Raw genomic sequence first — 22,387 nt, 5'->3', positions numbered from 1 at the left:
AATTTCATTGCAATCCGTATTGAGTCCGAGGTGACTGGACATCAGCTGTTCTCGCTCTGCTGCTCCTCACCCTGACCCTCGCCCGCAGGCGGGAGAGCGAGCGGCTTCGAAGCCCTCTTGACACTCTCCACCGCCGCCTCGATCTCCGCGCACGCCTCTTCGTGGTCCAGCACCTGCCACGGCAGCTCCTCGACGCCTGCGCTGTACTTGTCCTCCGGCTCCGTCTTCGGCGACTGCTGCAGGTACGCGCCTTCGTCGACCACCACGTCGGTCAGGGGCGCGGGCCGGCGCTTGACCTTGCGGGGGTGTGCGTAGCCGGGGTCGTGGACCAGCACTTCGCGTTCCGGCTGTTCGACCGAGATGAAGGGCTGGTCGGGATCGTGGGGCGTGCCTTCGACCGATCGGCGGCGGGCGGCGCAGTCCTGGAGGATGCGGTAGATTTCCGCCTGGGCGACCGCGTCGAGCTCGACGCCGGGGAAGTCCTCGATGATCGCGGTGGTGGCGTCGAGCGCGGGGGCGGCGGCGCGGCCGGTGGTGACGGTGCGGACGGTGGTGGTTTCAGCTATCGCTGATTGCATTCCAGCAGTCGCGATGGCGGCTGCGCCGTCGCGGAGTGAATGTCCTCGGACCGTTGGTCCTCGTTCGTCTGCGACCCCCGCGCCGTCGATCGGGTTCGCTTCGCGACCCGTCGGCCGATCTGGGGACGCGTCTCTCGCGGAAGTCAGCGTGGCGGTTCCCGCCTGCTGCCTTCCGCTCGGCGCTGAGGCTGCTCCGGCAGTCGCACGGGTCGAGAAATACTCGACCTTCGTGCGTCTGCCATTCGCATCCTCCCCATAGTGCCTGAGCAAAAACATCAGCAGCCGGTCGTTGTACTTGCGGCGCCAGCCCAGCAGGCGACCGCCGACGAAGCAGGGGACGAGATAGCCTTCGATCGCGCGTTCGAACGCGATGTCCTTCATCCGCGCGACGCCATAGTCGAGCGCGGCTTCCCAGGCGCGGCGGAAGCTTTCGGCGCCGGGCTGGCGGCGGAGGAAGTAGACGCTTTCGGACGACATGTTGGTCATCGCCGCGGCGCGGCTGACCGAACCGGTGTCGGCCAGCGCCTCGATGAAGGCCTTCTGCCGCTCGGGCGTCCAGCCGTCGTGGCGCTTGCACTTGCGCGGGACGGGGGTGAATTCGGGCAGCGGCTCGCGCTGGTCGCGGGGGACGGGGACGCGGCGCTTCATGATCCGGGCCTGCGCGCGAAATGGCCGGCGTCGAGGTGGAAATGCCAGGCGGCGACGGCCTCGTCATAATCCTCGGCGATGGGGGCGGTAAGCGGCGCGGCGGCGGCGGGCGGCGCGGCGGCCGCACGGGGTTCGGGGCGCGGAAGGCGCTGGCTGGGCTTGCTCATCGACGAGCTTGAGGCAGATGAAATCCAAATAGGACAGCCTTTTTTGCGCAGGCGGCGGGGCGAGGGGAGCGGCGGCGGCTTCACAAGCGCGTGACTTCGCGGGCGTTTCGCGCAATCGTCGGGCGATGGCGACGGAGGCGGACAAGCAGGCAGCGGGCACGGGCCCAGGCACGGACGGCCTGCCGCCGGGCATGCCGGCGGAAATGTTCACCGCGCCGGGGCTGCGCGCGCTGGCCGACCTGCTGCCGATCATGATCGCTTATGTCGACCGGGACGAGGTGGTGCGCTTCGTCAACCGGCCGATGGCGGAGTATCTGGAACAGCCGCGCGACGCGCTGGTCGGGCGGCCGGTGCGCGCGATGCTGGGGGACGAAACCTACGCCACGCGGCGCCAGCGGATCGCCGACGCGATGGCCGGCACGCGGCAGTTCTTCATCGCCGAATTCCACCATCCGACGCGCGGGCCAGCGGCGGTGCAGACCGAATATGTGCCGTGGATCGACGAGGCCGACGGGTCGGTCGCGGGGCTGGTGATGGTGGTCAAGGATGTCACCGAGCAACGCACCGCCGAACGCGCGCTGCGCGAAAGCGAGGAGCGATTCCGGCGCATCGCCAACCAGGCGCCGGCGCTGATGTGGGTGACGCGGCTCGACCGCAGCCGCGACTTCGTCAACGACGCCTACATGGACTGGCTCGGCACCGCCGACCGGGAAACGGCGCGGACGTTCGACTGGCGCACGGTCATCCACCCCGACGACGCGGAGCGGATCACCGCGGAAAGCGTCGCCGGCGAAGCCTCGTTGCGGCCGTTCAGCCTGGAAGGGCGGTTCCGGCGCAGCGACGGCGACTATCGCTGGCTGCTCAGCACCAGCTCGCCGCGGTTCGGGCCGGACGGCGAGCATGTCGGCTTCATCGGCGTCGCCACCGACATCACCGTCGCCAAGGAAGCCGAGCTGGAGCTTCGCCGCCAGGTGGAGGAGCGCACGCGCAAGCTGGGCGAGAGCGAAGCGCAGTTCCGCGCGGTGTTCGAAGCGGCGCTGGAAGTGATGGTGCTGCTGCAGCCCGACGGGACGATCCTGGCGGTGAACCACCGCGATGAGGCCTGGCGCCACCAGAACCCCGACGAAGCGATCGGCATGAAGCTGTGGGATGCGCCGACCCTGCAGGCATATCCGCAGCACATCGGGCTGATGAAGAAGGCGGTCCGCGCCGCCGCGGCGGGCAAGCCGTTTTCGGGACAGGTGACGATGGAGCGCGAAGGCGCGCCGATGGCGTTCCTCGACGTCGCGATCCAGCCGGTGCGAGAACCGGGGGGCGAGGTCATTTACCTGCTGTTCGAAGCGCGCGACATCACCGAGCTCAAGGCGGCGCAGGAACAGTTGCGGCAAAGCCAGAAGATGGAAGCGCTGGGCCAGCTTACCGGCGGCATCGCGCACGACTTCAACAACCTGCTGACCGTGGTCGTCGGCGGGCTCGATCTCATCGCCCGGCGGGTCGAGGACGAAAAGCTCAAGCGCTATGCGGTCAACGCGCTGACCGCGGCCGAGCGAGGCGCCCGACTGACTGCCCAGCTGCTGGCCTTCAGCCGAGTCCAGCGGCTGGAGACGCGGCCGATCAAGGTGGCGCCGCTGATCCATGAAATGCGCCCCATGCTGCGCAACGTGCTGGGTCCGGGCATCGCCAAGGAATTCGACCTCGACGAGGCGGAGCGGCCGGTCATGGCCGACCCGACGCAGGTCGAGGTCGCGGTGCTCAACTTGGCGATCAATGCGCGCGACGCGATGCCCGAGGGCGGGGTGCTGAAATTCATTACCCGCGTCGTCGCGATCGAGAACGATGCCGAGCTGGACCCCGGCGAATATGTCGCCTTGTGCATTTGCGACACCGGCACCGGCATGTCGCCCGACGTCGCCGCGCGGGCGTTCGAACCGTTCTTCACCACCAAGGACGTGGGCAAGGGCACCGGGCTTGGCCTGTCGATGGTCTACGGCATGGCGCGCCAGTCGGGCGGCACCGCGCGGATCGAGACGGCGCCCGGCGAGGGCACCACGATCAAGCTGTTGTTCCGGGTGGCGGACGGCGCGCAGCAGCCGCTGTCGGCCGAAACCGACAGCGAGGGCGAGGAAAATGAGTCGGCCACCGCGTCAATCCTGGTGATCGACGACGATCCCGACGTTCGCGGCTTCATGGTCGAAGCGCTGACCGAGGAAGGCTTCACGGTGCGCGAATGCGGCGATGGCAAGGCGGGGCTGGAAAGCTTCGCCGACGGCCGGCCGGACCTGGTCGTGCTCGATTTCGTGATGCCCGAAATGTCGGGCGCGGACGTCGCGCGGAGTATCCTTGCGACCGCCCCCGACCAGCGGATCCTGTTCGTGTCCGGTTACAGCGAAACCGAGGCTATCAAGCAGATCGCGCCACATTCGCCATTGCTTGCCAAGCCGTTCCGAGCGGCCGCCTTCGCCAAGGCCGTCCGCAGTGCGCTCGTTTGCTAGGAAGCCAAGGCGCGCCTGGTGCGTTCTGACTGCATGATCGCCCTGCTCGCCCTTATCGCCGCCGCCGGACAGGCCGCCCCTGCGTCGATTGCCGAAGACTTCCGCTTGACCAATCCGCGCGCGATAGAATTGTTCGAGCGCGATCCGCGGCTGATGCAATGGGCCGTGCGGGCGTTCGACGCCAACGGCGACGGCCATCTTTCCATCCGCGAAGCCGATACCGCGGCGATCGAGTTCAAGCGGATCGCGGACGGGGACACGGACGGGCAGGTGACCCCCACCGAATATCGCTCGGCCAGCGATTTCATCGCGGCCCGCTGGACCAGCAACTAAGCCGCATCGCGCTATGGCGCGACACCCACGCACCGCGTAACGACAGGCCCTTGTACGGGCAGGAGTGACGCGGGCGTGGATTGGCAGCTGATCGGCTGGGGGACGTTTGCCGGCCTGACCACGGGCCTGGCCACGTTCGTCGGCGCGACTCCCGCCTTTTTCGGCAGCGTGTCCGGCAAGGAACGGCAAAACATCATGCTCGGCTTTGCCGCTGGCGTCATGCTGTCCGCGTCCTACCTGTCCCTGATCGTGCCCGCGGCCGCCTTTGCGCAGGACCAGGGCTATTCCGCGTTCGCCGCGGCCGCGCAGGTGGCGCTGGCCGTCCTGGTCGGCGCGGCGTGCCTGGACCTGCTGCGCCGGTCCGAGCGCGTGCAATCGATCGGGGGGGCCGAGGCCAGCGAAGCCGCGCGGCGCGTGTGGCTGCTGCTGATCGCGATGACCGCGCACAACCTGCCGGAGGGCGCGGCGGTCGGGGTCAGCTTTGCCGCCGGCGACCCGCGCATTGCGATCGGTACGGCAGTGGGAATCGGCGTCCAGAACCTGCCGGAAGGCCTGGCCGTCGCGGCGGCCCTGTTGACGATCGGCTATTCGCGGGGCCGCGCGGTGCTTATCGGCGGCGCGACCGGGCTGGTCGAGCCGGTCGGCGCCTTCCTTGGCGTGACCCTGGTTTCGGCGGCGACCTGGCTGTTGCCCGCCGGCATGGGCTGGGCGGCCGGGGCGATGATCTACATCGTCGCCGCCGAGCTTATCCCCGCGATCCACCAGGAAGACGGCCATCGCCGGCCGATCTGGGCATTCCTGATCGGCGTTTGCGCGATGCTGTTCCTGGACATTGCACTCGCCGCCTAGGGTGGAGCGGGCCCGCAATCGCGTACCCGCGCAACCGCACTAGGGGCCGACGTCTTCGCTATTGCGCTTCGGCTTCGCGACCTGACGCGTTTCGTAGCCGAGCGCGGAGGCCACATCATTGTCCCAGCCGTAGACGTCGGGCGCGTACTGGACCCGGCCGTTCCCGCCCAGATAGGCCGTGTGGTAAAGCAGCCGTACCGGGATCTCGTTGGGCAGCGCGACCTGCGATTCCTTGTCCTTGTTGGCCATCGCCTCGCTGAACTTGTCGGCGATGCCGTTCTGTTGGGCGAGCATCTGCGCGAACTGGACCGCATTCTGCACGCGAATGCAGCCGTGGCTCTGGTGACGCTCGTCGCTCTGGAACGCGGCCTTGGCCGGCGTGTCGTGAAGGTAGATCGCCTCGTCGTTCTTCATCGCGAACTTGACCTCGCCAAGCGCGCTGTCGGGACCCGGCTGCTGGACCCAGCGGCCGTCCTTCTGAACGAAATTATTCTCCTTGAGATAGGCCGGGCTGCGCTTGGAAATCTCTTCCTTGACGATCGAATCGGGCACCACCCAATCTGGGTTGGCGACCAGCGCGTAGATCGGCGACCCCAGTGCCGGGGTTTCCCAGCCGGGCTGTCCGACGACCACGCGCCGCTGATCGGCCAGGCTGCCTTCGCGGAAATATTGCAGGAAGGTCGCAGCCGTATTGACGTCGATACGGGTCTTGGGCGGTTCGCGTTCGAGCCAGCGCAGCCGTTCCATCGCAATGGCCAGCTTGCGCGCGCGATCCTTGGGACCGCCGTTCAGCTGTCCGACCGTATCCGGGCCGACCACGCCGTCGGCCTTAAGGCCAGCATCCGACTGCCAGTTCTTCAACGCTTCGGACATTTCCTTCGTGAACACCGCGGGCTGGGCGGCCGGCTGGCTATTGTCGGGCTGCGCCTGCTGCGCGCCTTGCGGCTTGCGCTGCTCGGCCGGCGTGCCCGCCTGCGCGGTCGTCGCCGAAGCCGTCTGCAGATAGCCCTGCGCACGCAGGTTCTGGGCGATCACCGCGACGCGCGGATCCTTGTCGCCCGGACGGATGACCTTGCCGGTCGCCGGAATGCTGGCACCTTCAAGATTGGGCGTGCTTTGCACCAGCTGGACGAACGCCTTCGACAAGGCGCGATATTCGTCGGTCTGCGGGGCCAAGGACGCCAGCCATTCGCGCAGATTGTCCTGCGCGAGCGCCTGCTTGAGCCCTTCGCTGACGTCCATCTTGGCGCGGGGGAGCGTGTAGACATCGCGGACCTTGGACGGGTCGACCTTGCCGTTGGCCAGCGCGGACGCATAGTCATGCGCGATCTTGAGCAGCGCCTGACGCTTTTCCGCCCCGTCGCTGGGCAGATCGCCCTTCAGGAACAGGTCCTTGGTCAGGCCATTCTTCGGCGCATCGTCGAGCGCGGCCATGACCCGGGTTTCAAGATCCCTGTCCGACAGGTCGGTGCCGGGATCGACCTGGGCGGACGCATCGCTGGCCGCGTTACTGGTGAAGTTGCACGCGCCGAGCGCGAGAGTAGCTGCGGACAGCAGCAGGATCGGTAAACGCAAGGTCATACTCCAGACAAAATGGTTCATGACCACAACACGCGGCGTGTGCGGAACGATCCACCTTATCTGGGTCGGTTCGGGGGCGCCGGGCGGGAACCAGGCGCGATCGGCGGGTTCAGCCGGCCATTCGCTTGGTCTGCAGGCCGACCACCATTTCGTTGGCCTTGGCGTAGCTGAGCGGCTTGCCGAACAGATAGCCCTGAATGATGTCGCAGCCGAGGTCGCGCATGCGTTCGAAGTCCTCGGCGGTTTCGACGCCTTCCGCCGTGATCGTCATCCGGAAGCTTTGCGCCAGCTGGACGATCGACTGGATGATGGCGACGTTTTCGGAGCGGGTGCCGGCTTCGCGGACGAAGCTGCCGTCGATCTTCAATTTGTGGAAGATCGCCTTGTTGAGATAGCCGATCGACGAATAGCCGGTGCCGAAATCGTCCAGCGCGATGCCGACGCCAAGCGAGCGCAGGCGCTTGAGCACGTCGAGCGTCGGGCCGTTGTCGCCAAGGAAAATGCCCTCGGTCACTTCGAGTTCGATGCGGTTGCCCTGCACCCGGTAGCGGGCGAGCGCCTCGCTGACGACGTTGGGCAGGGAGGCAAGCACGATCTGCTTCGGGCTGACGTTGAGCGCGACGTTGATATAGTCGGGCCAGGACGCGGCGGCGCGGCAGGCTTCGTCGATCACCCATTCGCCGATGTCGGGCATCAGGCCGATTTCCTCGGCCACGGGAATGAAGTGGTTGGGCGGCACCAGCCCGCGCTTCGGGTGGTTCCAGCGGATCAGAGCTTCGAAGCCGATCAGCTTTTGCGTCTTGGCCGCGATCAGCGGCTGGAAGACGAGGTGGAACTGCTTGGCGGCAAGCGCGGTGCGCAAATCCTGTTCGAGTCGCGCGCGGTCTTCCTTTTCCGATTGCAATTCAGACGAGAAATAGCGGGCGATGCCGCGGCCGGCGCCCTTGGCTTCGTACAGCGCCAGGTCGGCCTTGAGGATCAGGTCGTCGACGGTGGCGCCGTCAACCGGGCCGAAGGCGCAGCCGATCGACACGCCGATGCGGATGCTGGTGCCGTCGATCTCGTACGGCTCCTTGATCGAATCGATGATGTTCTGCGCCATCTGCTCGACAACCTTGCGCCCTTGCGCGTCGGGAATGACGATGGCGAATTCGTCGCCGCCCATGCGGCCGACATGGCCGGCGTTGCCGACTTCGGTGACCAGCCGCTTGGCGACCGCGCGCAGGACGGCGTCGCCCTTGGGATGGCCGAAGGTGTCGTTGACCGGCTTGAAGCCGTCGAGGTCGAGGAACAGGATGGCGCAGGCGCGGCTTTCGCTGGTCGCGGCGCGCAGCGCTTCGCCAAGCAGCTGGCGGACGCAGCCGCGATTGGGCAGGCCGGACAGGACGTCCATGTTGGCGAGGTGGGTCAGGCGTTCCTGGGTCTGGCGAATCTCGGTGATGTCGGAACCGACGCCGCGGAACCCTTCGAACCGGCCGGCGGTGTCGACGATGGGATCGCCGGCGATGGAGATCCAGCGCGGCCCCCGCGCAGTTTCCAGCTGCATGTCGAGATTGGCGAAGGGCTGCTTGTCGAGCAGCTTGCGGCCTAGTTCGGCATGGCCGCCGAGCAGCGAGGGGAAGCTGTGGCCGAGCAGCTGGTTGGCCGGGCGCCCGAGCAGGGCGACCATGCGCGAGGAGATGTAGGTGACTCGGTTTTCCGAATCGACCTGCCACAGCCAGCCCACGCCGCGCTGTTCATATTCCTGCAACAGCAGCGACGCGCTTTCGCTTTGCGAGCCGACGTCGGCGTTGGTCTTGAGCTGCGCGAACGCCCAGCGGGCCAGCGCGAGCACGCCGAAGATGGCGTTGCCCAGCGCGAACATGATCGCCAGCATCTGCTGGAACGGCACGTTGCTCCGCCCGATGAGCAGCGCGACGCACAGGCCCGCGGTGAAAGCGGCCATCCAGGCGACGACGCAGGGCATCACCACGACAAGGCCGATGGCGGCGACGCCAAGGCCGGCAGTGATCGTCGCCACCACGGCCTGCGAAGCGGCGGACAGCGACGGGAACAGGTAGAGCGGCAGCGATAGCCAAACGGCCGCGCGCACCATGATATCGGCGACCATCATCCAGTCCGGCAAACGGCTGCCCGAGCGGCCGACATGCGTGATCGCCTGCGTCTTGGCGAGCTTCATCGCCAACAGGTTGGCAAGCCCGACCGCGCCGGCCCAGCCGGCCAGCCACGCCAGCGGCGCTTCGGCCTGGAGGCAGGCGACGACGATCGCGCAGGCGACGATGTTGGCGGCGGCGAAGAACGGCGCCAGCTGGGCGCGCGCCATCAGCTGCGCATCGCGCAGCGGACTGTTCTCCTCGCCCGGCACGCCGCTCGTGAACGCAAGCGATTCGCCGTCCGGCAAACGCGCCGAGATCATGCGTTTATAACGATCAGGAGCTTCGTACATGCGCGTCCCGCTACTCTGTGAACGGCGGACCTAACCCACAGACTGTTGAAACGCGGTTAAGATGATTTTCAGCGCCTAGAGCAGCTTGAGCTTGGCCAGGCGCTGGATTTCGATCGGGTGATAGAGCGGCCGGGCCTGGCGGTAGATGCGCACCGCGAGCGGCCGGCCCCATGCCTTGTCCTCGGCCAGAGCGGTGAGCAGGGGAACGACGAACTTGCCGCGGCCCTGGGTGGTGAGGAAGCGTTCGAGCGCCGGTACCGCGGGGTCGTAGCGGTTGGCGACGGCCAGTTCGAGCCAGGCGAACAGCACTTCGTTATTGCCCGTCTCGTTAAGCCGCAGCGTCCGTTCGAGCGAATCCAGCCGCTGGCGCGACAGCTTGCGCGGCAGGCCGTTGACGAAGCGCAGCTGTTCCGCGGTGGTCCATTCCTGGAACTCGGCCGGGACCGTGCCGCCGGCCTTGTAGGCGGCAATTTCACGGTCGACCTCGGCAAAGGCGGCCGGGACCGGACGTGTCACGTTGGCGGGAAGGCCGGGCTTGTAGACCCATTCGTCGAGCAGCAGCCTATTTTCCAGCGCCGCGTCGCCGCGCACCAGGTTGGCGCGCAAGTCGGCGAGAAAGCGGGCCGAGGTCATCGGCTGGAAAGCGTGGCGGTCGAAATAGGAGCGCAGATAGGCGTCGAAGCGCGGGCGGCCGACGATATTTTCGACCGTGCGCAGGAAAATCGAGCCCTTGTCGTAGATGATACCGCCCGACCCGCCGTCGGGGTTGGCTTCGGACGGCGGCAGGTGAAGCGCGGTGACCGGGTCGGTGCGGCCCTCTTCGGCCAGCGCTTCGGTCATCGAATCGAAGCTCAGCGCCGCTTCCTGCTGCGCCCGGAGCGGACCGTAAAGCGCCTCCATGATGCGGTTTTCGAAATAGGAGGTGAAGCCCTCGTTGAGCCAGCTGTCGGCCCAGGTCGCGTTGGTGACGAGGTTGCCCGACCAGCTGTGGGCCAGTTCGTGCGCGACCAGGCTGACCAGGCTCTTGTCGCCGGCGATGAACGTCGGGGTAAGGAAGGTCAGGGTCGGATTTTCCATCCCGCCGTAGGGAAAGGAGGGCGGCAGGACGAGCAGGTCGTAGCGGCCCCAGCGATAGGGCCCGTACAATTGCTCCGCAGCGGTCACCATCCGCTCGGTATCGGCCAGCTCGGCGGCCGCCTTGTCGATCATCGCGCTCTCGGTCCACACGCCGGTGCGCGGCCCCAGGCTGCGGAAGGCGATGTCGCCCGCGGCGATGGCGATCAGATAGGGCGCGACGGGCTTGTCCATGCGGAACTCGAAGGCCCGGCGGCCCTGTCCGGCGGGAACGCCGTCGGGGGTCAGCCGCTCGCCCGACATGACGACCTTCAACGGTTCGGGTGCGGTGATCCGAGCGCTCCAGGTCTGGCGGATACCGGGCGAATCCTGCGTCGGGATCCACGTCCGGTTGTTGATCGCCTGCCCCTGGCTGAACAGATAGGGGTGCTGCTTGCCCGCGGTCTGGGCCGGGGTCAGCCACTGCAGCGCGCCGGCGTCGGGCGCGGAGCGGTAGCGGATGACGATGCGCCGGGTCGTGTCGCCCAGGGCAATAGTCAGCGGCGCGCCCTTTTGCGGGTCGGACGCGCCGACCGCATAGGGCAGCGGCCGACCGCCGCCATCGGTGATGGAAAAGATTTCCAGCCCCTTGTCGTCGAGGACGATCTCGCGGGCGTTCGGCGCGCGCTGGATATCGAGCGTCGCCGTGCCGCCGATGCGCCGAGCGGTGAAATCCATGCCAAGGTCGAGCGCGACGTTGGTCACCCGCGCCTCCAGCGGCCGGGCGTAAGTATAGGGGTCGACGGCATCGGCGCTGGCCAGCACCGGCGCGGCCGGCGCGTTGGTGCCGGGCAGGACCGGCGCGCCCGGGGCATAAGCGAAAGGCTGGGTCTGGCAGCCGGCGGTGAGCAGGGCGGTCGCGGCGGCGGCAAGGCGCAAGATCGTCAAGGCAGGTCCTTCTGTTCGGTTCATTGGGCCAACGCGGGGTCCGCGCCGAGGGTTGCGCAAAGCAGACGCGGCACCCGCGCGTCCAGACCTGCTCGCAACTGCCGACCTTTCCCCTTATATCGCCTGGCATGGCGACCGACAGCGCATCGCTCGATCCGCAACCGGCGGCGCGACCGTCCGAACGGCGGCGGCGCGGCGACACTCCCAAGATCGCGTCCCCGGCGCGTCCGATCCTGCAGGGCGTCGGGCTCGATGCGCCTTTCTTCGAGGACAAGAACCGCGCCTTCTGGTTCCTCCAGGGGCTTGGCTGGGCCGGCTATTTCCTGCTCCGCTCGCTATCCGGCTTCGCCAATTCGATGGGGCCGATGTGGATCGTCCACACCGCGCTGCTGACCGCTACCGGATATTCGCTGACCCTGTTGATGGGCGCGCTGTTCCGCCGCCTGATCGTCATGAAGGTGGTGTGGACCGTCGTCCTGTCGCTGCTCGCGGTGATCGTCGCGGCGACCGCATTCTCGGTCATCGAGACGTGGAGCTACACGACCTTCCTCAAGCCCGACGCGCGCCCGCTGGGCTTCGAATATCTCGGCGCCATCCTGCTCAACTTCGCACTGCTCGCGGCTTGGGCCTCGCTTTACTACGGGATCAACTATTACATCCTGCTGGAAGAACAGATCACGCAGCGCGAGCGGCTGGAAAGCCAGGCCAGCTCGGCCCAGCTCGAGATGCTGCGCTACCAGCTCAACCCGCACTTCCTGTTCAACACGCTCAATTCGATCTCGACCCTCGTGCTGCTCAAGCAGACCGAGCGGGCCAATGCGATGCTGGCCCGGCTGTCGTCCTTCCTGCGCTACACCCTGGCCAATGAATCGGCCGCGCTGGTGACGCTGGCGCAGGAGGTCGAGACGCTGAAGCTGTACCTGGAAATCGAGAAGATGCGGTTCGAGGACCGCATGCGGCCGCATTTCAAGATCGACGGCGAGACCATCGGCGCCAAGCTGCCCTCGCTGTTGCTGCAACCCCTGATCGAGAATGCGATCAAATATGCGGTGACGCCAAGCGAGGACGGGGCCGACATCTGGCTGACCGCCAGCCGCGAAGGCGACGCGGTCCGCATCGAGGTCGCCGACAATGGCCATTACACCGGAACCGAGGCGCCGGTCAGCACGTCGACCGGCGTCGGGCTGGCCAATATCAAGGAACGGCTGGCCCAGGCCTATGGGCCGGCACACGGATTTACGACGCGAAAGAACGAACATGGGGGCTTCAGCGTTATCGTCGAAATTCCATACCAAAGCGGAGACCTAGACTGATGACGATCCGGACCATCCTGGTCGACGACGAATCGCTCGCGACGCAGGGCCTGCAGCTTCGGCTCGAGGCGCATGACGACGTCGAGATCGTCGCCACCGCATCGAACGGGCGCGAGGCGATCCGGCAGATCAAGACGCACAAGCCCGACCTGGTCTTCCTCGACATCCAGATGCCCGGCTTCGACGGCTTTTCGGTGATCCAGGGCCTGCTTGAGGTCGAACCGCCGCTGTTCGTGTTCGTCACCGCCTACAGCGACCATGCGGTCAAGGCGTTCGAGGCGCAGGCGGTCGATTACCTGGTCAAGCCGGTGGACGAGGACCGGCTTGCCGCGACGCTCGACCGGGTGCGCCAGCGCCTGTCGGAGAAGCGCAGCGTCGAGGATGCGGAACGGTTCAAGGAAGCGCTTGAGGAACATGCGCCCGCGGCGGCCGAGGAACTGGCCGACGGCAGCGGCGGCGAACCGCATGCCGCCAACCGGTTCGAGAAGATGATCAACATCAAGGACCAGGGACAGATTTTCCGGGTCGATGTCGACACCATCGAGCGGATCGACGCGGCCGGCGACTATATGTGCATCCAGACCGGCGACAACACGCTGATCCTGCGCGAAACGATGAAGGACCTGGAAAAGCGGCTCGACCCGCGCCGGTTTCAGCGGGTCCACCGGTCGACCATCGTCAACCTCGACCTCGTCCGCCAGGTCAAGCCGCATACCAACGGCGAATGCTTCCTGGTGCTGGACAGCGGGGCGCAGGTGAAGGTCAGCCGAAGCTATCGCGACGTGGTCGCGCGGTTCGTCCACTAGGCGACCGGTTGGCCTGCCAGGGTGTCGTTGCGGACCAGGGTCGAGAATTGCAGGCTGGCGACGGAGCTGATGTAGCGTTCGCGGAAAGACGCATCGCCGCATAGCGGGCGTCCGTCCGAAAGCTGGATCAGTTACGAAGACTTGGCAAGCGGGACGGTCGAGCGTCAGGCGCCACGAATTCTTAACGTGCGGACGCGATGGTCGCCGACATGCGAGTCGCGGCCATCCTGCTGCTTTTGCTGTGCGGTTGCGACCGATTCGACCGGGGCCGGTCGAGCGCGACCGTGACGCTTCCGCCGCCCAAGGCCGCGCCGGCCCAGCCGGGCTTCAGTCCCGCGGCGGCGCCAGCCATTCGCTAGGCGTTTGCCGAGCGGCCCCGGCCGCTGCTAATCACCGGCCATGACCAAAGCCCGACTGATCGCAGCCGCGTCGCTGCTTGCCCTGTCCGCCTGCGCCACCACGGCCCCGCCGGTTGCCGTCGAACCGGCGCCGCTGCCCGCCGACCATAACGGTCCGCCGGTCAAGCCGCCGCCGTTCCCGGTCGAACCGGTCACGCACGAAACCGCGGGATGGGCAAAGCTGGCGCCGGTGCAGATGACCGCCGACACCAGCTATCTGAGCAGCGAGGAGCGACAGGTCGTCAACCTGCTCAACCAGGCCGCGAACCTGATGAGCGAAATCTATTTTCGGCAGGTCTTCGCACAGAATCCGCAAGTGCGGACGGAGATCGATTTCGTGAATCCGCCGGGCGAGGCGCAGGTGCTGGAGAAGTTCGATGCCTTCTTCGGCCCGTGGGACCCGCTCGACGAGGACAAGCCGTTCTTCGGCAACACGCCGCGGCCCGACGGTGCGGGCTTCTATCCGCCCGACATGACCAAGACCGCGTTCGACGCCTATCTGGCCGCCAACCCCGACCAGAAGGACGCGCTGACCAGCGGTTACACCGTGGTTCGCCGCGACGGGGACCGGCTGGTCGCCGTGCCCTATTCGGTCGAATACAAACAGTGGCTCGAACCGGCCGCGGCCCTGCTGGAGCAGGCGGCGGCAATCACCACCAACGCCAGCCTGAAGCGTTTCCTGACGCTGCGCGCGCAATCCTTCCGCACCGACGATTATTACGAATCCGAACTGGCGTGGATGGACCTCAAGGACACGCCGATCGAAATCGCGATCGGGCCGTACGAGACCTACACCGACAAATTGTACGGCCGGAAGACGGCGTTCGAAGCGTTCGTGACGCTGCGCAACCCGCAGGAATCGGCCAAGCTGGACAAGTACAAGTCGCTGCTCCGCGACATGGAAGCCAACCTGCCGGTCGAGGAGAAGTACAAGAACTTCAAGCGCGGCTTCGAATCGCCGATCTCGGTCGTCGACCAGGTCCATGGGGGCGGCGACAACGTGCCGGGCGTGCAGACTATCGCCTTCAACCTGCCCAACGACGAGCGCGTGCGCGAAGCCAAGGGCGCGAAGAAGGTCATCCTGCAGAACGTGCTCGGCGCGAAATACGAGCGGATCCTGAAGCCGATGGCGGCGCTGGTGCTGGTGCCGGAGCAGGCGGGCAACGTCACCAAGGCTTATATGGCCAACGAAACGCTGTTCCACGAACTGGCGCACAGCCTTGGGCCGGGCAGCATCACGGTCAACGGCCGGGCGACCACCGTCGACAAGGAATTGAAGGAAATCGGTAGCGGCTTCGAGGAAGCCAAGGCCGACGTCATGGGCGCCTATAACATCATGTACATGATGGACCGCGGCGTGCTGCCCAAGGCAGAGCGGCCGCAGATCGAGGCGACCTATATCGCCGGCTTGTTCCGAGCGATGCGCTTTGGCGTCGGCGAGGCGCACGGGCGCGGCGCGGCGATGCAATATCGCTACATGCGCGACCATGGCGGCATCGCCTGGGACCCGGCGGCGCGGCGCTACCGCGTCGACCCGGCCAAGCTCGACGCGGCCATCAAGTCGCTGGTCGCGGACATCGTCCGGCTGCAGGGCAATGGCGATTACGCCGGGACCAAGGCGTTCCTGGACAAATGGGCGGTGATCGATCCCGAGGCGCAATCGGTGATCGATTCGATGACCCACATCCCGGTCGACATCCGGCCCATCTATCCGGACCGCATCTGATGCCGACGACGTTCGAAAGCTTTGCCGCGCTGCACAAGCCCGGCGAACCGGTCATCCTCTACAACGTATGGGACGCCGGCAGCGCGCAGGCGGTCGAGCGGGCGGGAGCCAAGGCGATCGCCACCGGCAGCCACCCGGTCGGCGATGCGTCCGGCTTCGGCGACGGGCAGCAGGTGCCGCTCGACTTCGTGCTCGACAATGCGCGGCGGATCGTCGGCGCCGTCGGCCTGCCGGTCACCGTCGATTTCGAAAGCGCCTATGCGGTCGAGGTCGACGAAGGCGCGGCGAATGTCGCCGCCTTGAAGGGCGCCGGCGCGGTCGGCTGCAATTTCGAGGACCAGGTCATCGGCGGGGAAGGCGTGCATCCGCTCGACCGGCACTGCCGGCGCATCCAGGCGATCCGCGACGCGGTCGGGCCGGATTTCTTCATCAACGCGCGCACCGACCTGTTGCTCAAGACGGAAGACCATGACGATGCGCTGGTCGACAGCGTGATCGAGCGCGGCAAGGCCTTCGCCGATGCCGGCGCCAGCGGCTTCTTCGTGCCCCGGCTGGCCGACGCGGCCCAGGTCGAGCGGGTGGTCCGCGAGGTCCCGCTCCCACTCAACCTGATCGCCTTTCCCGGTGCGCCGCCCAATACCGAATGGGCCAGCCTCGGCGTGGCGCGGATCAGCTATGGCCCGTTCCCGCACCGGGCGCTGATGAAGACGCTCGAAGACATGGCGCGAATGGCGCTGTCGTCGGCCGCATGATCGCGCGCCGGGTACGCGTCACGGGCCGCGTACAGGGCGTGTTCTTTCGCGCCTGGACCCGCGACGAGGCGCGGACGCTGGGGCTCGACGGGTGGGTGCGCAACTGCGCCGACGGATCGGTCGAAGCCCAGCTGGAGGGCGAGGAAAGCGCGATCGAGGAAATGGTCGAGCTGCTCAACGAAGGCCCGCCCTCGGCGCAGGTGGACAAGGTCGCGGTCGAACATTCGGACCGCCAGGGCTGCGCCGGCTTCGACGTGCGCCACTAGCCCAGGCGGCCCGTGGCGCTCGCGACGTCTGCCGCAGTCACGTTGACGAGGTTGAGATCGCCGAACGGGCCGATGGTCGCGCGCAAGCGCCCGTCGGTACGCCGCGGAAAGGCCCGGCGCATGGCCCGGATAAGTTCGGGATGCCGGTCGCAGGCGATGGCCAGTTCGTAAACGCCGGACTCGCTGGCGTGAACGACGATCGCGATCTGGCACTCGGCCAGTCCCAGCTGCCGTTCGGCCGCGCTCGCGATCGCCAGAACCTGCGCGCGCATGGCGGGGTCGAGCCGGGTCGGGACCATGCGTTCAGCCCGCGAACGGGTCTTTCACGAGGATCGTATCGTCGCGCTCGGGCGAGGTGGAGACCAGCGCGACGGGGCAGCGGATCAGCTCTTCGATTCGGCGGACGTACTTGATCGCGCGGGCGGGGAGGTCGGCCCAGCTGCGCGCGCCCTGCGTCGATTGGCACCAGCCCTTGATCTCTTCGTAGACCGGTTCGACCCGCGCCTGGTCGGCCGGGTGGGGCGGGTAATAATCGAGCGCCTTGCCGTCGAGCGTATAGCCGGTGCAGACCTTGATGGTCTCGAGCGTGTCGAGCACGTCGAGCTTGGTCAGGGCGATGCCGGTGATGCCGCCGACGGCGACCGCCTGGCGCACCAGCACCGCGTCGAACCAGCCGCAGCGGCGCTGGCGGCCGGTGACCGTGCCGAATTCGCGCCCGCGGGTGCCAAGCTCCTGCCCGACCGCATTGTCCTGCTCGGTCGGGAACGGACCGGAACCGACGCGCGTGGTATAGGCCTTGGTGATGCCAAGGACGAAGCCAGCGGCATGCGGGCCGACGCCGCTGCCCGCGGCGGTGGTCCCGGCGACGGTGTTGGACGAGGTGACGAACGGATAGGTGCCGTGATCGACGTCGAGCAGGACGCCCTGCGCGCCTTCGAACAGGATCCGGCGGCCCCGCGACAGCGCCTGGTCGAGATCGCGCCAGACGGGCCGCGCGAACGGCAGCACGAAGTCCGCGATTTCGGCCAGGTCGGCGCGCAGCCGGTCGCGATCGACCGGCGGTTCGCCAAAGCCGGCGCGCAGCGCGTCATGATGGGCGCACAGCCGGTCGAGCATCGGATCGAGGTCGTCGAGATGGGCGAGGTCGCACAGGCGGATGGCGCGGCGGCCGACCTTGTCTTCATAGGCCGGGCCGATGCCGCGGCGGGTGGTGCCGATCTTGCCTTCGCCGCTGGCATCCTCGCGCAGCGCGTCGAGATCGCGGTGGATGGGCAGGATCAGCGGGCAGGTTTCGGCCACCATCAGCACGTCCGGCGTGACCGCGACGCCTTGCTCGCGGATGCGCTCGACCTCCGCCTTCAGCGCCCAGGGGTCGAGCACCACGCCGTTACCGATGACCGACGGCGTGCCGGTGACGATGCCGCTTGGCAGCAGCGACAATTTGTAGGTCTTGCCGTCGACGACGAGCGTGTGGCCGGCGTTGTGGCCGCCCTGGAAACGGACGACCATGTCGGCGCGGCTGGCGAGCCAGTCGACGATCTTGCCCTTGCCTTCGTCGCCCCACTGGGCGCCGATGACGGTCACATTGGCCAAGCTGCTGTACCCCTTTGAAGACGGCGGCGGCTCTAGGTGAGGCAGCCGCCCGCGTCAAAGGCGGGCCGGTCAGCGAGAGGCGGCGAGCGCGCTGGCGCAGCTGGAGCGCAGGTTTTCCAGGCGCGCGGCGGCATGGGCGTCGATCTGCGCCGCGGACAAGGCGGCGGCGACGGCGGAAATCGACTGGATCGCGATGTCGAGATTCTGGAGCTTGGCCGAATGGCCGGTAAGGACGGCCGGATCGCCGGCCAGATCGCCGCCAAGATTTTCAAGCAGGCGGGCGACGCAGCGCAAATCTTCCCCCAACCGTCCCGCGGCATCGTCGAGATGCAGCCGCTCCGGCGAGAAGTTGCGGGCATTGGGGATCGCGCCCAGCCGGAGCATGCGCACCGCTTCGTCCACCCGGCTTTGTTCGGCATTGCGCACCGGCGCCATCCATTCCTCGACCGCCACCGGCGCGGAGAAACTGAGGCCGGAGCGCAGGCCAGAGGTCCAGATGATCGACGCATCCGCCTCCAGCCGCCCGCGCACCAAGCGCAGCGGCGTGTCGCCGGCGGGCAAGGCGGGCGCTTCGACCAGCGCGCCGAGCACCGACATGTTGCGAATGCGGACGGGCGTTGCCCGGTCGTCGCCGTGCAGCATCGCTGCCAGGAACATGTTGCTGCGCGGCCGCAGGCGCGCGTCGGGCGCCACCGTCGTTTGAATTGCCTGCACTGAGCCCCCGCTCTTCCCCATGAACCAGCGCATCATTGGGCGAACAGGATTGCCGGGCCGCTACCCTTCAGTCCGAAACGGACGCACTTTGGCTTATCTGGCCCGGACGATCCGGGCGCGGGCGTCGGCGATTTCTGCCTTGAGGCTGGCGTAGTCCATGCCGCCGTCGGCCAGCACCTCGCCGATCACGAAGGCCGGCGTGCCCGAAATGCCGCCGGCCTTCGACAACCGGTTGTTCCAGTCGACCAGTGCGTCGATGCGCGACGCGTTGGCGGCAAGGTCCTTTTGCAGCCGCGCCCAATCGACCCCCGCCAGGTCCGCCGCCTCGCGGATCCTGGCGTCGGTCAGCTTGCCCTTGGTCCGCATCAGCTGGGTGTGAAAGGCGACATATTTGCCCTGCATGTGCGCCGCGGTCGCCAGCCGCGCCGCGGTCAGCGACTGTGCGCCGAAGATCGGGCTGTCGCGGAAAATCACACGCAGCTTCCGGTCCTCGGCAAAGGCTCGCAGGACGTCGTCGCTGTGCTGACGGCAGACCGGGCATTGATAGTCGGTGAAATAGACGACGGTGACGTCATACCCCTTGGGCGCGCGCGTCGGGGCGATTCCGGGCACGTAGAAATCGGCCTTGGTCACTTCGCGCGCGGCCTGCGCGGCGACCGCCGTCGGGACGGCGGCGGCAAGGCCGACGAATAGGGCCGCGCACAGCGCGCCGCGGCGAAACAAAGTCGCGATGGTCACGTCTCCGATAGCTTGCAGGCGCGGGCCTTACGCGGGCCCGTCTTGCTAGAAGCTGAGCGGCACCACTTCGCGCACGCCGGACAGGTCGCGCAATTCACCGGCCAGCTGGGCATTGATGGGATCGTCCACCGCCACCAGCGCCACCGCCTCGCCGCCCTCTTCGCGGCGGCCGAGGTTGAAGGTGGCGATGTTGACGTCATGACGTCCCATCGCCGTGCCCAGCGCACCGATGAAGCCCGGCGCGTCGTCGTTGACGATATAGGCCATCTGCCCGCTCAGATCGGCTTCGACCGGGATGCCGAAGATCTTGACCAGGCGCGGGGCCTTGTTGCCGAACAGCGTGCCTTCGACCCGCCGCTTGCCCCCAGCCGTGCCGACGGTGACCGCGACCAGCGTGTGATAATCGCCTTCGCCGTCGTTGCGGATTTCGCGCACAGTTATGCCGCGTTCCTTCGCCAAATAGGGCGCGTTGACCATGTTCACCGTGTCCGACCAGCAGCGCATCACGCCCGCCAGCACCGCGCCGGTGATCGGCTTGATGTTGAGCTCGGCAGCGGCGCCTTCGACCTCCACGTCGATCGAGCGCACCTCGCTTCCGACCACCTGCCCGACCAGGCGGCCGAGCTTTTCGGCCAGTGCCATGTAGGGCTTCAACCGCGGCGCCTCTTCCGCCGACAGCGACGGCACGTTGACCGCGTTGGTGATGCCGCCAAGCAGAAGGTAATCCGCCATCTGCTCGGCAACCTGGATGGCGACGTTGACCTGCGCTTCGTTGGTAGACGCGCCAAGGTGCGGGGTGCAGATCAGCCCGGGGGTCCCGAACAACGGGTTCTCGGTCGCCGGCTCCTTGGCAAAGACGTCGAGCGCGGCCCCGGCGACATGGCCGGTTTCCAGCCCGTCCTTTAACGCCTCTTCGTCGATCAGCCCGCCGCGCGCGCAATTGACGATGCGCACGCCCTTCTTGGTCCTGGCCAGCGCTTCGCGCGACAGGATGCCGCGGGTCTGGTCGGTCAGCGGGGTGTGCAGGGTGATGAAGTCGGCGCGGGCGAGCAGCTCGTCCAGCTCGACCTTGTCGACGCCCAGCTCAACCGCGCGTTCGGGCGAGAGGAACGGGTCGAAGGCGGCGACCTTCATCTTCAGGCCATGGGCGCGGTCGGCGACGATCGAGCCGATGTTGCCGCAGCCGATCAGGCCCAGCGTCTTGCCGGCCAGCTCGACACCCATGAAGCGGTTCTTTTCCCACTTGCCGGCCTGCGTCGACTGGTCGGCCTGCGGGATTTCACGAGCCAGCGCGAACAGCATGGCTATGGCGTGCTCGGCGGTGGTGATCGAATTGCCGAACGGCGTGTTCATGACGACGATGCCGCGGGCCGAGGCGGCGGGCACGTCGATGGTGTCGACGCCGATGCCGGCGCGGCCGATGACCTTGAGGCGCGGCAAGGCCGCATCCATGACCGCCGCGCTGACCCGCGTCGAACTGCGCACCGCAAGTCCGTCATAGTCGCCGATGATCGCGCTCAGCTCCTCGGGGCTTAGCCCGGTCTTCTCGTCGACCTCGATCCCGCGGTCGCGGAAAATGGCTGCCGCGCGCGGGTCCATCTTGTCGGAAATCAGCACTTTTACAGCGTTGGTCACTTGGATTCCTCCCAGGCCCAGTCCAGCCATGGCGTCAAAGCTTCGATGTCGGCGGTCTCGATGGTGGCGCCGCACCAGATGCGCAGGCCCGGCGGCGCATCGCGATAGGCGCCGATGTCGAACGCCGCCTCTTCCGCCTCCAACCGCTTGACGATCGCCTTCTGCCGGGCCGTGGCCGCGGCCTCGTCCCCGGCGCCGGTGAATTGCAGGCACACCGAAGTATTCGACCGGATGGCCGGATCGGCGACCAGATGATCGGCCCAGCCGGATGCCTGGACCCAGCGGTCCAGCGCCGCGGCATTGGCGTCGGCGCGCGCGACCAAAGCCGGCAAGCCGCCAGCGCCTTCGGCCCAGTCGAGACAGGCAAGCCAGTCCTCGACCGCCAGCATCGAGGGCGTGTTGATCGTCTCGCCCCGGAAAATTCCGTCGATCAGCTGCCCGCCTTTGGTCAGGCGGAAGATCTTGGGGAGCGGGCGCGGGGCAGGCTGGCTTTCCAGCCGCTCGACCGCGCGCGGGCTGAGCACGAGCATGCCGTGCGCCGCTTCGCCGCCAAGCGCCTTTTGCCAGCTGAAGGTACCGACATCGATCTTGGCCCAGTCGATGTCCTGAGCGAAGGCGGCGGACGTGGCGTCGCAGATGCTCAGGCCGGTGCGGTCGTCCGCGATCCAGTCGACGTCGGGCACGCGCACGCCGCTGGTCGTGCCGTTCCAGGTGAAGACGATATCGCTGGCGGGGTCGATGCCGGACAGATCGGCAATCTCGCCATATCCGGCGGTGCGGATGTCGGCGTCGAGCTTGAGCTGCTTGGCGACGTCGGTGACCCAGCCCGCGCCGAAGCTTTCCCAGGCCAGCATGGTTACCGGCTGCGGACCGAGCAGCGACCACATCGCCATTTCCATCGCCCCCGTGTCGGACGCCGGGACGATGCCCAGGCGATAGCCGTCGGGCAGCGCGAGCAAGGCAGCGGTACGGTCGATCGCCTCGGCAAGGCGCGCCTTGCCCAGCGACGAGCGGTGTGAACGGCCAAGAATGCGGGTGTCGAGCCGGTCGAGCGACCAGCCGGGCGGCTTCGGGCAAGGACCGGAAGAAAAGGACGGACGCGCCGGACGCGCCGCGGGAAGTGACGTCATGCTGTATCTCTCCTCACAGAGAGCGCGCGCCGCGTTGGGACGGCGTGGCCCGTTGCGGGCTGTACAGCGAAGTGTCCGCTAAACAAGTGCGAATAAGCGGGAAATCAACAACGATTCCGCTGCCGGAATGACGTCAGCCGAAGCGATGGTTCCGCGATTCACCGCCATTTCCAACGATTCACCGCACAAGTCCGACGGTTCGTCCCACGCACCCGCCTTTT

General features: G+C 67.3%; 19 protein-coding genes. 8 read left to right on the top strand and 11 right to left on the bottom strand.

The window, feature by feature from the left end; genetic code table 11:
- Nucleotides 1-41: 41 nt before the first annotated feature.
- Both H8M03_RS08265 and H8M03_RS08260 read right to left on the bottom strand, forming a co-directional pair.
- On the bottom strand, nt 42-1,226 hold the full coding sequence (locus H8M03_RS08265) for a hypothetical protein (RefSeq protein ID WP_187478983.1): 1,185 nt from the start codon (nt 1,224-1,226) through the stop codon (nt 42-44).
- Entirely contained in the window at nt 1,223-1,393 is a 171-nt protein-coding gene (locus H8M03_RS08260) for a hypothetical protein (protein ID WP_187478982.1), read from the bottom strand. Before H8M03_RS08260 ends, H8M03_RS08265 begins: the two co-directional genes overlap by 4 nt.
- Nucleotides 1,394-1,518: 125 nt before the next feature.
- Here H8M03_RS08260 and H8M03_RS08255 point away from each other — a divergent pair, with 125 nt between their 5' ends.
- The 3 genes from H8M03_RS08255 to H8M03_RS08245 all read left to right on the top strand — a co-directional run bounded on the left by H8M03_RS08255 (nt 1,519) and on the right by H8M03_RS08245 (nt 5,067).
- The gene (locus H8M03_RS08255; protein WP_187478981.1) at nt 1,519-3,885 is read left to right on the top strand and encodes a PAS domain S-box protein; all 2,367 of its coding nucleotides are present in this window, start codon (nt 1,519-1,521) and stop codon (nt 3,883-3,885) included.
- A gap of 18 nt (nt 3,886-3,903) precedes the next feature.
- Entirely contained in the window at nt 3,904-4,218 is a 315-nt protein-coding gene (locus H8M03_RS08250) for a hypothetical protein (protein WP_187478980.1), read from the top strand.
- 75 nt (nt 4,219-4,293) lie between these two features.
- Nucleotides 4,294-5,067 (top strand): ZIP family metal transporter, encoded by a 774-nt coding sequence (locus H8M03_RS08245; protein WP_187478979.1) that lies wholly within the window; start codon nt 4,294-4,296, stop codon nt 5,065-5,067.
- Between the two features lie 39 nt (nt 5,068-5,106).
- On the opposite strand, the gene H8M03_RS08240 is transcribed toward H8M03_RS08245, so the two are convergent.
- The 3 genes from H8M03_RS08240 to H8M03_RS08230 all read right to left on the bottom strand — a co-directional run bounded on the left by H8M03_RS08240 (nt 5,107) and on the right by H8M03_RS08230 (nt 11,119).
- Entirely contained in the window at nt 5,107-6,642 is a 1,536-nt protein-coding gene (locus tag H8M03_RS08240; RefSeq protein WP_187478978.1) for a L,D-transpeptidase family protein, read from the bottom strand.
- 115 nt (nt 6,643-6,757) lie between these two features.
- Nucleotides 6,758-9,064, bottom strand: coding sequence for a putative bifunctional diguanylate cyclase/phosphodiesterase (locus tag H8M03_RS08235; protein WP_187478977.1), 2,307 nt, complete (start codon nt 9,062-9,064; stop codon nt 6,758-6,760).
- Nucleotides 9,065-9,169: 105 nt separating this feature from the next.
- Nucleotides 9,170-11,119 carry a M1 family metallopeptidase gene (locus H8M03_RS08230; protein ID WP_187478976.1) on the bottom strand — a complete coding sequence of 650 codons (1,950 nt, stop codon included), beginning with the start codon at nt 11,117-11,119 and terminating at the stop codon, nt 9,170-9,172.
- Between the two features lie 104 nt (nt 11,120-11,223).
- Here H8M03_RS08230 and H8M03_RS08225 point away from each other — a divergent pair, with 104 nt between their 5' ends.
- The 5 genes from H8M03_RS08225 to H8M03_RS08205 all read left to right on the top strand — a co-directional run bounded on the left by H8M03_RS08225 (nt 11,224) and on the right by H8M03_RS08205 (nt 16,356).
- Nucleotides 11,224-12,408 (top strand): sensor histidine kinase, encoded by a 1,185-nt coding sequence (locus tag H8M03_RS08225; RefSeq protein WP_187478975.1) that lies wholly within the window; start codon nt 11,224-11,226, stop codon nt 12,406-12,408.
- On the top strand, nt 12,408-13,214 hold the full coding sequence (locus H8M03_RS08220) for a LytR/AlgR family response regulator transcription factor (RefSeq protein ID WP_187478974.1): 807 nt from the start codon (nt 12,408-12,410) through the stop codon (nt 13,212-13,214). Before H8M03_RS08225 ends, H8M03_RS08220 begins: the two co-directional genes overlap by 1 nt.
- 399 nt (nt 13,215-13,613) lie before the next feature.
- Nucleotides 13,614-15,338: a dipeptidyl-peptidase 3 family protein gene (locus tag H8M03_RS08215; RefSeq protein WP_187478973.1), complete on the top strand. Its 1,725-nt coding sequence runs from the start codon at nt 13,614-13,616 to the stop codon at nt 15,336-15,338.
- A complete protein-coding gene (locus H8M03_RS08210) occupies nt 15,338-16,090 on the top strand; it encodes an isocitrate lyase/PEP mutase family protein (protein ID WP_187478972.1) in 753 nt (250 codons plus the stop codon). Before H8M03_RS08215 ends, H8M03_RS08210 begins: the two co-directional genes overlap by 1 nt.
- Nucleotides 16,087-16,356: an acylphosphatase gene (locus H8M03_RS08205; RefSeq protein ID WP_187478971.1), complete on the top strand. Its 270-nt coding sequence runs from the start codon at nt 16,087-16,089 to the stop codon at nt 16,354-16,356. The genes H8M03_RS08210 and H8M03_RS08205 overlap by 4 nt, the downstream gene beginning before the upstream one ends.
- Here H8M03_RS08205 and H8M03_RS08200 read toward each other — a convergent pair.
- The 6 genes from H8M03_RS08200 to H8M03_RS08175 form a co-directional block, all read right to left on the bottom strand.
- On the bottom strand, nt 16,353-16,655 hold the full coding sequence (locus H8M03_RS08200; protein ID WP_187478970.1) for a hypothetical protein: 303 nt from the start codon (nt 16,653-16,655) through the stop codon (nt 16,353-16,355). The genes H8M03_RS08205 and H8M03_RS08200 overlap by 4 nt on opposite strands.
- A gap of 4 nt (nt 16,656-16,659) precedes the next feature.
- Nucleotides 16,660-17,949 carry an adenylosuccinate synthase gene (locus H8M03_RS08195; RefSeq protein WP_187478969.1) on the bottom strand — a complete coding sequence of 430 codons (1,290 nt, stop codon included), beginning with the start codon at nt 17,947-17,949 and terminating at the stop codon, nt 16,660-16,662.
- Between the two features lie 69 nt (nt 17,950-18,018).
- Nucleotides 18,019-18,663 (bottom strand): hypothetical protein, encoded by a 645-nt coding sequence (locus H8M03_RS08190; protein ID WP_187478968.1) that lies wholly within the window; start codon nt 18,661-18,663, stop codon nt 18,019-18,021.
- Nucleotides 18,664-18,756: 93 nt separating this feature from the next.
- A complete protein-coding gene (locus H8M03_RS08185) occupies nt 18,757-19,401 on the bottom strand; it encodes a thioredoxin domain-containing protein (protein ID WP_187478967.1) in 645 nt (214 codons plus the stop codon).
- A 45-nt stretch (nt 19,402-19,446) separates the two neighbouring features.
- Nucleotides 19,447-21,000: a phosphoglycerate dehydrogenase gene (gene serA, locus H8M03_RS08180; RefSeq protein ID WP_246449221.1), complete on the bottom strand. Its 1,554-nt coding sequence runs from the start codon at nt 20,998-21,000 to the stop codon at nt 19,447-19,449.
- 32 nt (nt 21,001-21,032) lie between these two features.
- Nucleotides 21,033-22,166: a phosphoserine transaminase gene (locus H8M03_RS08175; protein WP_187478965.1), complete on the bottom strand. Its 1,134-nt coding sequence runs from the start codon at nt 22,164-22,166 to the stop codon at nt 21,033-21,035.
- Between the last annotated feature and the right edge of the window lie 221 nt (nt 22,167-22,387).

The organism is Sphingomonas sabuli (assembly GCF_014352855.1).
GTDB lineage: Bacteria > Pseudomonadota > Alphaproteobacteria > Sphingomonadales > Sphingomonadaceae > Sphingomicrobium > Sphingomicrobium sabuli.
This window is presented reverse-complemented; position numbering and strand designations above follow the sequence as displayed.